This window comes from Saccharothrix sp. NBAS 001 (assembly GCF_056640475.1).
This window is the reverse complement of sequence record NZ_CM153251.1, coordinates 5,027,360-5,040,371: the sequence shown is the minus strand read 5'-3', so window position 1 is coordinate 5,040,371 and position 13,012 is coordinate 5,027,360. Positions and strand designations below refer to the sequence as shown.

At 73.9% G+C, this 13,012-nt stretch carries 10 protein-coding genes; 3 read left to right on the top strand and 7 right to left on the bottom strand.

The window, feature by feature from the left end; genetic code table 11:
- The first annotated feature begins 352 nt into the window (after positions 1 to 352).
- Positions 353 to 2,560, top strand: coding sequence for a hypothetical protein (locus AC0HI0_RS20735; RefSeq protein WP_480934028.1), 2,208 nt, complete (start codon positions 353 to 355; stop codon positions 2,558 to 2,560).
- Positions 2,561 to 2,618: 58 nt separating this feature from the next.
- Here the strand turns inward: AC0HI0_RS20735 and AC0HI0_RS20730 are convergent, their stop codons facing one another.
- Positions 2,619 to 3,383, bottom strand: a complete 765-nt coding sequence (locus AC0HI0_RS20730) for a DUF6544 family protein (RefSeq protein WP_480934027.1) — start codon at positions 3,381 to 3,383, stop codon at positions 2,619 to 2,621.
- Between the two features lie 103 nt (positions 3,384 to 3,486).
- Positions 3,487 to 4,662, bottom strand: a complete 1,176-nt coding sequence (locus AC0HI0_RS20725) for a M20 metallopeptidase family protein (protein WP_480934026.1) — start codon at positions 4,660 to 4,662, stop codon at positions 3,487 to 3,489.
- A gap of 102 nt (positions 4,663 to 4,764) precedes the next feature.
- Between AC0HI0_RS20725 and AC0HI0_RS20720 the strand changes: the two genes are divergently transcribed.
- Positions 4,765 to 5,808, top strand: coding sequence for an Lrp/AsnC family transcriptional regulator (locus AC0HI0_RS20720; RefSeq protein ID WP_480934025.1), 1,044 nt, complete (start codon positions 4,765 to 4,767; stop codon positions 5,806 to 5,808).
- A gap of 33 nt (positions 5,809 to 5,841) precedes the next feature.
- Here the strand turns inward: AC0HI0_RS20720 and AC0HI0_RS20715 are convergent, their stop codons facing one another.
- Both AC0HI0_RS20715 and AC0HI0_RS20710 read right to left on the bottom strand, forming a co-directional pair.
- Positions 5,842 to 7,308, bottom strand: coding sequence for an FAD-dependent oxidoreductase (locus tag AC0HI0_RS20715; protein ID WP_480934346.1), 1,467 nt, complete (start codon positions 7,306 to 7,308; stop codon positions 5,842 to 5,844).
- 32 nt (positions 7,309 to 7,340) lie between these two features.
- The gene (locus AC0HI0_RS20710) at positions 7,341 to 9,434 is read right to left on the bottom strand and encodes a molybdopterin oxidoreductase family protein (RefSeq protein ID WP_480934024.1); all 2,094 of its coding nucleotides are present in this window, start codon (positions 9,432 to 9,434) and stop codon (positions 7,341 to 7,343) included.
- Between the two features lie 591 nt (positions 9,435 to 10,025).
- On the opposite strand from AC0HI0_RS20710, the gene AC0HI0_RS20705 reads away from it, so the two are divergent.
- Positions 10,026 to 10,241: a hypothetical protein gene (locus AC0HI0_RS20705; protein ID WP_480934023.1), complete on the top strand. Its 216-nt coding sequence runs from the start codon at positions 10,026 to 10,028 to the stop codon at positions 10,239 to 10,241.
- Positions 10,242 to 10,403: 162 nt separating this feature from the next.
- On the opposite strand, the gene AC0HI0_RS20700 is transcribed toward AC0HI0_RS20705, so the two are convergent.
- The 3 genes from AC0HI0_RS20700 to AC0HI0_RS20690 all read right to left on the bottom strand — a co-directional run bounded on the left by AC0HI0_RS20700 (position 10,404) and on the right by AC0HI0_RS20690 (position 12,888).
- Complete coding sequence (locus AC0HI0_RS20700) at positions 10,404 to 11,165, bottom strand: hypothetical protein (RefSeq protein WP_480934022.1); 762 nt, start codon at positions 11,163 to 11,165, stop codon at positions 10,404 to 10,406.
- Positions 11,166 to 11,278: 113 nt separating this feature from the next.
- Positions 11,279 to 12,073, bottom strand: a complete 795-nt coding sequence (locus tag AC0HI0_RS20695) for an NAD(P)-binding domain-containing protein (RefSeq protein WP_480934021.1) — start codon at positions 12,071 to 12,073, stop codon at positions 11,279 to 11,281.
- A gap of 107 nt (positions 12,074 to 12,180) precedes the next feature.
- Positions 12,181 to 12,888: an alpha/beta fold hydrolase gene (locus AC0HI0_RS20690; protein WP_480934020.1), complete on the bottom strand. Its 708-nt coding sequence runs from the start codon at positions 12,886 to 12,888 to the stop codon at positions 12,181 to 12,183.
- Between the last annotated feature and the right edge of the window lie 124 nt (positions 12,889 to 13,012).

The window sequence follows — 13,012 nt, the reverse complement described above, 5'->3', positions numbered from 1 at the left end:
TGTGCTTTCGGTGTCAACCAGGTTCGGGTCGGCCGGCGGTGACGGACGCCCTCGGTCGGGTGTGCTCCCGTCGCGGGCGTGGCCGTGCCCCGATTTCATGTCGCGGCACGGGAAGTTGTCTGGGAAGGTGCTCCGGGACGTGGTTGGGGAAACGGGAGTGATTCCGCCTGGAACGCCGCGGCCGGGTGCGCCGACCGTTCACCGGACGGCGTGAATTCGACCGGCGGAACGGGCGCTTGAGCTGTGGTGAACGCACCTATCAGGTGATTCTTCCACGCTTTCGCCGCAGGGAATCGCTCCTGTTCCCGGTTGCCGCCGTCCCGAATCGCTGATCACCCGATCTGGAGCAACCGTGAGCACTGACCTGTCGACGTCCGCGCCCGACCTGAGGGCGACGACCGGTGGCGGCACCGGTCGGAGGTCGCGCGACGTCCGGGTGGGCGCCGTCGTCTGCGTCGTCACCGCCGCGCTCGCCCTGCTGCCGCTGGCCGGCGTCCAGACCTTCTACCTGTGGGACGACAGCTCCGCCGTCTTCGTGCCCGGCTGGCACCACATCGGCAGCGAACTGCTCGCGGGCCGCTTCCCGGTGCTGTCCCCGCACATGTGGCAGGGCGGCAACATCGCCGCCGAAGCCCAGCTCAGCCTGTGGAACCCGGTCATGCTCGCCAACTACGTGGTCGTCGCGCTGCTGCCCGACCTCGCCGTCTCGGCGGCGATCGTCAAGGTCGAGTTCCTCGTGTTGCTGGCGCTGGGCGTGTACCTGCTGTGCCGGGAGTACGGCGCGCGCCCCGGTGCGTCGGCCGCGGTCGCGGTGCTGCTGCCGTTCGCCGGGTTCACGCTGTACTTCGACGCCGCCGCGTGGGCGGTCAGCATGATCTCCTTCGCCTGGGTCCCGCACGTGTGGTGGGCCGCGCGCCGGTCGGCCCGGGGTCTGCTGAACCCGGCGGTGCCGGCGGTCCTCGGGATCCTGGCGATGACCTGCGGCAGCCCGTACGGCGCGCTGGGCGTGGTCGCCGTGCTGGGCGCGGTGCTCGTGGAGCGGGCGGTGGTCCGGGGGTGGTCTTCGTGCGGCCGGCTGCTGATCATCGGGCTCGCGGTGGCGATGACCGGCGTGGTGGTCTACCTGCCGCTCGTGCTCGCCGGCGAGGTGACGTTCCGGCAGAACAGCACGGCCTCCAACAACGGCTTCATGGTGACCGCGCTGGGCGACCTGGTCAACCTGAGTTCCCCGACCTACCTGCCGCACGCCGTCGCCTCCCAACTCGACCACCTCACGGTCCCGTACGCGTTCCTCGGCTGGTTCGTGCTGCCGCTCGCCCCGTGGTTGGCGTGGTCGGTGCTGCGCACGGGCCTGCGGGACCGGTTGGCGCTGCCCGTGTTCGGCCTCGGGTACGTGCTGATGACGACCGGCCCCAGCGAGCTGTGGCTGTTCCGCTGGCCGATGCGCCTGGTGGACTACGTGTACCTGCCGTTGTGCGTGCTGGTGGCGATCGCGCTGTCGGCCGGTCTGCGGACCCGGCACTTCCGCCGGCGGGCGCTCGCCTCGGCGGCCCTGATCGCCGTGCAGGCCGTGCTCGCCTGGTCGGCCGCGCCGGACCAGGTCGCCCGCCACGTCGTCGCCGCGCTGGTGCTCGGTGCGCTGTGCGCGGCGGCGCTCGCGGCGGCGAAGTACCGGGAACGGCTGTTGCCGGCGGTCCTGGTGTCGGGAACGGCCGTCGTGTTGGCGTTGCAGCTGACGTGGTACCCGTTCAACGCGGCGTTCAGCGCCTGGCGCATGCCCCACGACGTGTCCGCGTTGCGCACGCAGTTCGCCGAGTACAAGGGGAACACCTTCACTGCGGCCGGTGTCGCGCCGTGGGAGCCGCAAGCGCATCCGGACGGCGTCTGGAGGTACATGCTCCACGGGAGCATGTACATGGTCGCCGGGGTGCGCAGCCTCAACTCCTACACCGGCATCGGTTTCACCGACTACTCCGACGCGCTGTGCCTGCTCCCGTCCGGAGCCGCGTGCGCCGACTCGTTCCGCCGGCTGTGGGTCGCGGACCCGTCGACCGGCACCCCGCTGGCGGACCTGCTGCGGCTGGAGACCGTGGTGGTGCGCAACGGCCACCTGCCCGACGGCGGCACCGAGCCCCCGGCCGGGTGGCGGCTGCACTCGCGCAGCGACGAGGTGACCGTGTTCCGCCGGATCGCCCCGTTGGCGTGGCCGGAAGGCCGGGTGTCCTGGAGCGCGCCGGGCCTGGAGGTGGCGGGGGACCGGCAGACGGGACCCGCCGAGGAGATCCGCTACCGAGGGGGCGGTGAGGTGGTGGTCGCCGGGTTGGCGTGGCCCGGCACGACCGCGTCGGTCGACGGGCGGCCGGCACCGGTCCGGCGCGGACCGGCCGGGCTGATCACCGTCGACCTGCCCCGCTCCGAGCACGGGTCGACCCTGCGGGTCGACTTCGAGGAACCGGGGTTCTGGTACGGGGTGCCGTTGCTGGCGGGCGGCGTGTTGTTGGCTCTGTCGCACGGAATCGCCTACCGGGTGGTCCGGCAGCGGAAGCGCGCACGACGGTGACGGCACGTGCCCGACCGTCCGCGATCCCGGCGTCGGGACCGGCTCGGGCACGTGCCGGCTAGCCGGCCTTCGCCGCCGGGCGGTGGGGTTCGGCGTAGGTGATGGTGGCCCGGGTGAAGTCGAGTTGGGCGTAGGCGAACGGGCCTTCGGGCAGGTGCCAGACGGCCGTGCCGCGACGGGGGCGCATCCGGTCCTCGGCGAGCAGCCAGCCGTCGACCGGGGTGGACCAGCGGGTGCGGACCAGGCCCTCGGGGCGGACGGCCCAGCGGTCGTCGGTGGTGAAGTTGCGGGGCGCGCCCCGATTGTCGATGGTGACCTGGCCGGTCACGGTGCGGCCGTGGTCGGTCAAGGCCAGTTGGTAGGTGTGCTCGTCCACGGCCGCCCAGGCGACCGGCAGGAGCGTCAGCATGGACGGGGCGAGCAGGACCGCGTCGGCGAGGAAGGTGACGAGTTCGCCGGCGTCGAGTTCGGGGCCTCGCGCGTCGGCGACGGTGAACAGGCCGCAGGCGGTGGCGTGCAGACGACCTCGGCCGCCCGCGTAGGTGTCGTTGGCGTGCAACGGGATCAGGTGGGCGAGCGTCGTGCGCATGCTGAATTCGCGGGTGACGTCCGGGGCGGTGTTGTGCTGGTGGCACGTGCACGCCGCCCAGCGCTGGTCGGGTCTGGTCCGGAACCAGCCGGGCAGACTGGCCTCGAACGCGCGGTCCGGTGGGCGGCCGACCACGCCGGCGAAGGTGAGGTGGCGGCGGGCGGGTTCGGGCAGGTGGGCGAGGTCGTCCGGGGTGATGGGGGCGAGGCTCGCGGTGAAGTCCTTGTGCTGCATGGTGCACCTCCGGGACCAGCCTCGTCCCGCCGGTGCCGGGGCGGCAGAGCCCTGCGGACCCGGTGGGCCGGGACCTACGTCCCGTCGCACGCGCGGCGGCGGATCACGGCGCGTTTCCCCGGCGCAGCGCCAGTTCGGCCAGCGCGGCGGCACCGTCGGCGAGCAGCGCGTCGTCGAACACGGCGAACGGGGAGTGGTTGTCGGCGTTGCCGATCCCCGCGCCCAGGAGCACGAACGCGCCGGGGACTTCGCGCAGGACGCGGGAGAAGTCCTCGCCGCCGGGCAGCGGGTTCGTCAGCGGCGCGAAGCGGGCCGGGCCGAACAGGTCGGTGACGGTGTCGGCGGCGAAGGCGGTTTCGGCCGGGTCGTTGACCGTCATCGGGTAGCCGTCGACGTAGTCGGCTTCGGCGCTGAGCCCGTGGGCCTCGGCGATCGAGGTGACCAGCAGGCCGGCGGCGTCCTTGAGGTTCTGCTTCGCCTCGGGCGAGAAGGTCCGGACGGTGGCTTCGAACCGCGCGGTGTCGGGGATGACGTTGCGGCGGGTGCCGGCGTGGAACGAGCCGACGGTGAGCACCACCGGGTCGAAGACGTCGGCGCGGCGGGTGACCATGACCTGCAGCGCGGTGACGATCTCGCAGGCCACCGAGATCGGGTCCTTGGCCCGGTGCGGGCGCGAGCCGTGCCCGCCCGCGCCCCGCACGGTCACGTTCAGGCCGTCCGAAGCCGCCATCGTGGTGCCCGGCCGGGCGCTGAACACGCCGTGCGGCACGCCCGAGGCGAACACGTGCAGGGCGTACGCGGCGTCGGGTTTCCGCCCGGCCGCGCCCAGCACGCCTTCGGCGATCATCGCGCCCGCGCCGTCGTAGCCCTCCTCTCCCGGCTGGAACATGAAGACCACGTCGCCGCGCAGTTCGTCACGCCGTCGGCAGAGCAGGTGCGCGGCACCGATGATCATGGTGGTGTGCAGGTCGTGCCCGCAGGCGTGCATCGCCTCGGGCACAAGAGATGCGTAGTCCAAGCCGGTGCGCTCCTGGACGGGCAGCGCGTCCATGTCGCCGCGCAGCAGCACGACGGGCCCGGGTTTCGCGCCGCGCAGCACGGCGGTCACCGACGTCAGCCGCTCGCCGAGGAACAGTTCCAGCGGCAGGCCGTCGAGCGCGGCGAGCACCTTGTCCCGCGTGCGGGGCAGGTCGAGCCCGATCTCCGGTCGGGCGTGCAGCGCGCGGCGCAGCCACACCAGGTCTTCGCGCATCGCGGCGGCGTCTTCGAGAACGGACACGGGCAACTCCTCGGGGGTCGTCGCGGGGGACTTGCCGAGCATCGCCGCCCCTGCCAGTCTCGGGCCCAGTTCCGGACGGAACGCCCACCGGAGGCACCTCTGATGCAGGATTCGCTCATCCCGGACGAGACCGACCTCAGGATCATCCACGCGGTGCAGGCCGACCCCCGGGCCACCTGGCGCGACGTCGGGACCCTGCTGGAGATCGACCCCGTCACCGCCGCGCGGCGCTGGCAGGCGTTGCACGACGCCGGGCTGGTCCAGGTCACCGCCTACCCCGCGGTGACGACGTGGGCCAAGGACCACTGCAACGCGTTCATCGAACTGGACATCGAGCCCGCCGCGCGCCTGCGGGCGGTGCGGGAGCTGGCGCACGTGCCGCAGGTCGCCTCGATCTCGGTCATCAGCAGCGGCCGGGACCTGTTCCTCACCGTGCTGACGTCGGACCTCGGTGCGTTGTCCCACTTGGTGTTGCGCCGCTTGCACGGGCTCGACGGCGTGCGCGGGACCCGCACCTACACGGCGACCACCGTCTACGGCGAGGGGAGTCACTGGCGGATGGGATCCCTTGTCCCGGAACGGCAAACGCCGTCCTCCCGGCCGCCGGCGCGAGAGGGCGCGGTGTGGAGACCGCAGCACCGCCGGCTCTTGCGCGAACTCGCCGACGGCCGGCGGACCGCCGCCGACATCGCCAAGCACACCGGGTGGAACCCGGCGACGGTGCGCCGGTGGCTCAACGAGATGCGCGACACCGGACTGATCAGCTTCCGCTGCGAGGTCGCCCGGTCCATCACCGGCCGGCCGGTCGCCGCGACCTTCTGGGCCCGGGTCCCGCCGGCCCTGCTGGACCGGACCGGCGTGGCGCTGTGCACGATGCCGGAGGTCCGGCTGTGCGCGGCGGTGACCGGCTCCGACAACCTGATCATGACGCTGTGGCTGCGGTCGCTGGGCGACATCCAGCGCCTGGAGGCGCAGCTGGCCGAGAAGCTCCCGCACCTGACCTTGACCGACCGCGCGGTCACCCTGCACCAGGCCAAGCGGATGGGGTGCCTGCTGGACGAGACCGGCCGCATCACCGGCGTCGTGCCGATCGACCCGTGGAACCCGGACGCCCCGGCGGCCCGGCCCGGCTCCGCCGCCCGCTGACCGGCACGTCGGGCGGACGCCGGTCGGGCGCGGTCAGGACGCGAGGTCCGGCGCGGGTTTGCGGGCGGCGAGCCAGTTCGCGATCGCGGTGACGACGTCGAGGCACGTGCCGCAGCCCGTGGTGGCCCGGGTGGCCGTCGCGAGGTCGCCGACCGCCCTCGCCCCGGTGTCCCAGGCGGTGACCAGTTGCTCCTTGCGCACCGTGTTGCAGCGGCAGATCAACGTGGTGGCGGGCAGGTCCGCCGGGTCCGCCGACGCCGCCGGGCCCGCGCCCAGCGCCCGGCCGAGCAGCAGCGCCAGCCGGTCGTCGGGCGCCGGCCTGCGCTGGTCGAACAGCTGGGTGACGGTGGCCGCGGCGTCCGGGACGCCGAGCAGGACCGCGCCGACGACCAGGTTGTCCCGCAGCACGATCTTGGCGTACCGGCCGCGAGTGGGGTCCTCCAGCCGCAGCACCTCCACCCCCGGCTCGCCGGGGTCCGCGTGCACCTCGCCGAGCGAGGTCAGGTCGATGCCGCGCGCCTTGAGCCGGGTGACCACGGGCGTGCCCCGGTACCTCATGCCCGGGTCGGCCCCGGTGAGCAGCGCGGCCAGCACGGTGGCCTGCTCCCACGCGGGCTGGACCAGGCCGTCGACCGTGCCGCCGTGCTGCGCGCAGTCGCCGATCGCGTGGATCCTCGGGTCGGTGGTGCGCAGGGCGTCGTCCACGACGATCCCGCGCTCCACCAGCAGCCCGCAGTCCCGCGCGAGGCCCGCGTCCGGCCGGACCCCGGTCGAGACCACGAGCAGGTCGGCCGGCACCAGGCTGCCGTCGTCCAGTTCCAGCCCGACGCCGGGGGTGTAGCGGCGGGCCTGCCGGCCGAAGCGGAACTCGACGCCGGTCCGGCCGAGCGCGTCCGCCAGCACCCGGCCCGCGCCGGGGTCGAGCTGGCGCTCCATCGGGTGGTCGACCGGGTGCACGACGGTGACCAGGTTGCCCCGGCCGACCAGACCCCGGGCGGCCTCCAGGCCGAGCAGCCCGCCGCCCAGCACGGCCACCGGGGCTCCCGGGCGGGCCGCCGCGAGGATCCGCCGGCAGTCGTCCAGGTCGCGGAACGCCACCACGCCCTCGGCGGGCCGGCCGTCCGGGCCGTGCAGCCCGTCGACGGGCGGCAGCCAGGGGGTGCTGCCCGTCGCGAGCACCAGCGCGTCGTAGGGCAGCGCCTCGCCGTCGGCCAGCTCGACCGCCCGCGCCGCGCGGTCGACCCGCACGACCGGGGTGCCGGTCCGCAGGTCCACCCCGCACCGGCTGCCCCAGTCCGGTTCGTGCAGCCGGACGGCGTCCACGTCCACCCCGCCGGCCAGGACGCTGGACAGCAGCACCCGGTTGTAGGCCGGGTGCGGCTCGGCACCGACCACGGCGAGCGCGATCCGCGCGCCGTCGGGTTCGCGGTCCCGGATCTCCTCGGCCAGGCGCGCGCCCGCCATGCCGTAGCCCACGATCACGACCCGCCGGGCGGGCACCGTCCCCATCGGACTCCTCACGGTCGTCGGGCTCATCCGACCGGCTCCGGGTCCAGCCGGACCGCGCACGCCTTGAAGCCCGGGATGCGGCTGGTCGGGTCCAGCGCCGGGTTGGTGATCAGGTTCGCCCGCTGCGCGTCGGGGAAGTGGAACGGCAGGAACACCGTGTCCAGCCGCATGGTCGGCTCGAACCGCACGCGCGCCGACGTGCTGCCGCGCGCGGAGGTCACCCGCGCCAAAGCGTCGTCGGCGAGACCGAACCGGGTGGCGGTGTCGGGGTGGACCTCGACGTACACCTCCGGCTCGGCCTCGGCGAGTTCGGCGATCCGGCGGGTCTGGGTGCCGGTCTGGTAGTGCGCCAGCAGCCGCCCGGTCGTCGCCCACAGCGGGTACCGCTCGTCCGGCACCTCGGTGGGTTCGCGGTGGTCGACCGCCGCGAACCGGGCCCGCCGGTCGGCGTGCCGGAAGCCGTCCAGGAACATCCGGGGCGTCCCGGGGTGGCCGGGCGCGGGGCACGGCCAGTACAGGCTCTCGCCGTCGCGGAGCCGCCGGTGGCTGATGCCCGAGTAGTCGGCGGGCCCGCCGGCGCTGGCGCGCCCCAGTTCGGCGAACGCCGTCTCCGGGTCGGTGGGGTAGTGCTGCGGTGCCTGGCCGAGCCGCACCGCGAGCCCGCTGATCACGTCGAGGTCGCTGCGCACCCCGGCGGGCGGGTCCACCGCGCGCTGCCGGAGCAGCACCCGGCCTTCGAGGTTGGTCATGGTGCCGGTCTCCTCGGCCCACTGGGTGACCGGCAGCACCGCGTGGGCCATCCCGGCCGTCTCCGAGCCCACGAAGTCGGCCACCACCAGCAGGTCCAGCGCGGCGAGCCGTTCGGCGATCCGGCCGGCACCGGGCGCGGAGACCACCGGGTTGGTGCCGAACACCAGCAGCGCGCGGATCCCGCCCGGCTGCCCGGCGGCGTCGAGGATCTCGTAGGCCGACCGGCCCCGGCCTGGCAGCTCCGCCTCCGGGACGCCCCACACCTCGGCGACGTGGCGGCGGGCGGCGGGGTCGTCGATCTTGCGGTACCCCGGCAGCTGGTCGGCCTTCTGACCGTGCTCACGGCCGCCCTGACCGTTGCCCTGCCCGGTGATCGTGCCGTACCCGGAGCCGGGCACGCCGGGCAGGCCGAGCGCCAGCGCGAGGTTGATCCACGCCGAGACCATGGCCGTGCCGTTGGAGTGCTGTTCGGTGCCGCGCGCGGTCAGCACGTAGGCGTTGGACGCCTGCGCGAGCAGGCGCACGGCCAGCCGCTGGTCGGCCGCGGCGACGCCGGTGACCCGTTCCGCCCGTTCCGGCCACCACCGCGCGGCCACCCGCCACGCCTGGTCGAAACCGGAGGTCCGGTCGCGCAGGTAGGTCTCGTCGGCGTACCCCTCGGCCACCGCGACGTGCAGCATCCCCAACGCCAGCGCCAGGTCCGTGCCGGGCCGGGGGTGCAGGTGCAGGCCGGCCTGCCGCGCCGTGGCCGAGCGGCGGGGGTCGACCACCACCAGGCCGCCGGAATCCGTCGCGCGCCGCAGGTGCTGGACGAACGGCGGCATGGTGACGGCCACGTTGGCACCGACGAGCAGCACCGCGTCCGCCGAAGCCAGGTCGGTCAGCGGGAACGGCAGGCCGCGGTCGGCACCGAACGCGCGGATCGTCGCCGCCGCGGCGGCCGACATGCAGAACCGGCCGTTGTAGTCCACGTGCGGGGTGCGCAGCGCGACCCGGGCGAGCTTGCCCAGCAGGTAGACCTTCTCGTTGGTCAGCCCGCCGCCGCCGAGCACCCCGACCGCGTCCGCGCCGTGCTCGGCCCGGATGGCGGTCAGCCGCCGGGCGACGAAGTCGAGGGCGTCGTCCCAGCCGGCGGGCTCCAGTCCGCTGGTGCCGGCCCGCACCAGCGGTGTGGTCAACCGGCCCGGCGTGGTCAGCGCCGCAGCCGCCGTCCACCCCTTCTGGCACAGGCCGCCGCCATTGGTCGGGAAATCCCTCGGCCGCACCCCGACATCGCCCCGGTCGTCCTGGACGGTCATTCCACATTGCAGCGCACAATACGGGCAGTGGGTTTCCGTCGAAGTAACCGGGACAACGCGACCACTCATTCAGCACACCTCCGCGACTGCTCAGCATCCGTGTCCAGGGGCCAGTTGTCCACGAATCGGCAACCGTTTCACGGCAATGGACCAGCGCGAATCGAGACCGACAAAACCGGCAAACCGAACCGATTGAAGTCGAATGGCCCGGGTTGCCTCGGAGTTCTTCTTTCCGCAGTTCGCGGGCTGGTGCATTCCATTCGGGATGGCCGGGGCGGGTCTTCGGTCCGGTGCGTCCGAATGTGCGAACCGGTGGTTTGCGAGCACTCCTCCCGTTCCTGCGGTGCTCGTTCGGGGTCGACTGCGGAGGCAGTTTTAAGGGGTGGTGGAAAAGGGGTTCTCCGTCCTGGGACGGCGGGTTCGCGGGCCGTGCGGCCGACGTCACCGGGTCGGCCGCGTCGGTGGGCCGGCGTTCGTGCTCGGCCCGGCGGGCGCGCGGGAGTGCCCCGGCAATTCCGTCCGAGGACAACGTTCCCGGTCCCGCAGAACCGGCGTTCGGGCGATTGCTCCGATTGCAGCAGTTGTCATGCCGGGCGGATCGGCTCGTGTGATGGTCGGGCGGTGCAGCCGGAGTGCGAGTTGTGTGACGACAGCGGAACCATGGCCTGGGCCCAGCCCGTCCAGCAGCCGGACGGCACGTTCGTGCTGGTCGAAGCCCGACACCCGTGCACGTGCGAGAGGTCCGGGTGGTGGCGTCCGCCGGCGGCGGAGCAGACCCGGGTCATCGACCCCGCAGCGCCGCCCGGAAACCTCGGCAACGTCGCCGAAGCCAACCGCCCGCACCGCACCGACTGGTCGCGTCCACACGACGGGTGACACCTCGGACCGAGCGGTGGTCGGCACGCTCGCGCGGCGGAGCGGGCTGCTCCGGGAGGGGCGCTGGTCGTCGTCCACGTCCCGCGCGCCAGGGCCGGAACCGCCGGGGCGTCCGGGGTTTTCGCGACGTCCGGGTCGGGCGGGAGGGGGCCGGCGGCCGGATCAGTCGCGGGACGGCGTGCGCCGACGGGCGGCGTACGTGGTGGCCGCGCCCGCGGCGATGAGGACGAACCCGATGAGCAGGTGGTCGATCAACCGGTCGTCGGTTCCGGTGAGGGCCAGCGTCCGTTCGACGCCCGCGTTGTCGGCCGCGTTCGCCGCTGCGGGTGCGGACTGGCCCGGTCCGTGGGCCCGTGCTCCTTGGCGGGCCTGCGCTTCGGGGCTCGGCGTGGTGTCGGGCGAGGGGGCGGAGAGCGCTGCGGTGGCCCTGATCTCGGGGGCCAGGGCGGCGGCCGTCGTCGTCGGTGCTGCCGTTGTCGGCGCTGTGGTCGCCGTGGTGGTGGCGGGGGACGTCGGGGTGGGTGTGTCGGTGATCGGCGGGACGTCGTTCGGCGGGGTGGGCCCTTGCAGGGGAGTGGTCCACGGGATCGTCGTGGTGGGCGGTTCGCCCTTGTCCTCGTCCGTGGACTCGGCTGCGGCCGAGGCGACCGGGGGTGCCTCGGCGGGCTGAGCGGCGTCCGGTAGCGGCGCGTCGGGCTCCGGGAGCGCGGGGTGCCGGTCCGGTGTGTCCAGGTGGATCACGGGTGTCCACGCCGGTCTGGTCACCGGCCATGACAAGTCGGGCACCGGGGGAGCGGGCGGGGCCGGCGCGGCGGTCGCGGCGGCCGTCGAGGTCAGGGTGGTCAGCACGAACGCGGCCACCGCGGCGGCGAGGACGGTCGCGAGCCGGGCCGGAGCGGGCGAGTGGTTCCGATCGTTGAGCATCCTCTGTGAGTAATGGCTGAGGTCGGATCATGCTCTCCAGAACGGCGGTATTAGCCCGGAAGGGCGAACGCCGCGTGCCTGGACTGCGTGGCGTGATCGGGAGTCGGGACGGGCTACCCGCGCAGGCGGTCCAGGACGCGGTCGAGGGCGCGCCGCACCACGTCCGGGACGCCGTCGCGCCGCAGGTCGGTCAGGACCTGCTCGTTGAGCCCGCCCGGAGTCATGTGCCGCTCGGTCCACCCGGCCAGGGAATCCTTCTGCCGCAACATGTTTTCGCCCAGCCGGCCGAAGATGTGGGTGGTGTACGCGGCGGCGTCGTCGGCGTCGACGCCGTGGTCGGCGAGCCACTGCGCGATGGTGGCGAGGTAGTCCAGGTGCGCGGCGAAGGTGGCGGTGGCCCCGCTGAACGCGTCCACGGCCTCCTCCCCGTCCGGCACGACCAAGTCGCCCACCCGGCCGAACAGGTCCCGGGCGGCGGCGTGCTCCGGGAACACCACGGTGATGCTCCGACCGCTCGCCGCCGAAGGCAGCGGGATGGTCCGGACGACGTCCCCGGCCGGCGCGGCCCACGCGCGCAGGTCCGCCAGCCGCACGCCGGCCATCGCGCTGATCAGGACGTGGTCCGGCCGGAACGAGAGTCCGGCGAGCACCTCGCGGGCCAGCGGCGGGCGCACCGCGAGCACGACGGACGTGACGTGGTCGAGCACCTCCTGGTTGCTGCCGCACACCCGCACGTTCGAGAACCGCGCCGCCAGGCGCTGCCCGACCTCGCGACCGCGCGGCGACAGGAAGATCGGCGCGGGGGCGGCGACGTCCGCGCTGAGCCCCTCGACGATGGCGGCGGTGATCTCGCCCGCGCCCACGAACCCGTACGCGCCCGGCTCGGCGGGCAACGGCGGCTGCGACATGTCTCGCCCTCCTGATCAAGGTCGGTGCGGTGCGACTCTACGACGAGGGAGCGGCCGACGTGCCCGGAACCGGGCCGCCCACCGGCGGGCGGCCCGGCCCCGCGCTGCTACGGCCGGGCGCCCGCCGCCTCGGCGGCCCGCTTGATCAGGTCGGCGACCGCCTTCGGCTGCGAGACGTAGACGGCGTGGCTCGCGGCCACCTCCGCGACCGTCGCGCCGGTCCGCTCCGCCATGGCGCGCTGCGCGGGCGGCGGGATCATCCGGTCCTCGGTGGCGACCAGGTACCAGCTCGGCTTCACCCGCCACGCCGGTTCGGTGACCGCGCCGGCCAGGGCCGCCACGCCCCACGGCACCTGCGCGTCGGCCAGGAACGCGGCCTGCGCCGGCGGCAGGTCGCCGGCGAACGACGCGCCGAACCGCTCCCGGTCGAGGAACAGGAAGCCGTCCACCGGGGGCAGGATCGGCGGGACGGGCGCGCCCGGCGGCGGGTCGGCGATGAGCGAGTCGACCGACTCGCCCTTGTCCGGGGCGAAGGCGGCGACGTACCCGAGGGCGACCACCTTGTCGTGCGTGCCGGCTTCGGTGACGACCACACCGCCGTAGGAGTGCCCGACCAGCACGGTGGGCCCGTCCTGGCGGTCGAGGACCCGGGTGGTCACGGCCACGTCGTCGGCCAGCGAGAGGGTCGGGTTCTGCACCACGCTGACGCGGTACCCGTCCTCGGTGAGCAGGTCGTACACGCCCTGCCAGCCCGAGCCGTCGACGAAACCGCCGTGCACTAGGACGATGTTCTTTACAGGTGTCGAGGCGTTCATCGGTGCTTCCTCCATCGTGGACCGGTGTTCGGCGGTTGGACAGTAGGTTCGCGCCGGCGGCGACCGCTTACGTCAAATGACTGGGTGACGCTTGCGCGCGTCACGACTGCGGACGGTCAGCGCC

Coding starts and splice junctions, on each gene's coding strand:
- AC0HI0_RS20730 (WP_480934027.1), bottom strand. CDS start 3,383: ATGCAGCACAAGGACTTCACCGCGAGCCTCGCCCCCATCACCCCGGAC.
- AC0HI0_RS20720 (WP_480934025.1), top strand. CDS start 4,765: ATGCAGGATTCGCTCATCCCGGACGAGACCGACCTCAGGATCATCCAC.
- AC0HI0_RS20710 (WP_480934024.1), bottom strand. CDS start 9,434: ATGAGTGGTCGCGTTGTCCCGGTTACTTCGACGGAAACCCACTGCCCG.
- AC0HI0_RS20705 (WP_480934023.1), top strand. CDS start 10,026: ATGGCCTGGGCCCAGCCCGTCCAGCAGCCGGACGGCACGTTCGTGCTG.
- AC0HI0_RS20700 (WP_480934022.1), bottom strand. CDS start 11,165: ATGCTCAACGATCGGAACCACTCGCCCGCTCCGGCCCGGCTCGCGACC.
- AC0HI0_RS20695 (WP_480934021.1), bottom strand. CDS start 12,073: ATGTCGCAGCCGCCGTTGCCCGCCGAGCCGGGCGCGTACGGGTTCGTG.
- AC0HI0_RS20690 (WP_480934020.1), bottom strand. CDS start 12,888: ATGAACGCCTCGACACCTGTAAAGAACATCGTCCTAGTGCACGGCGGT.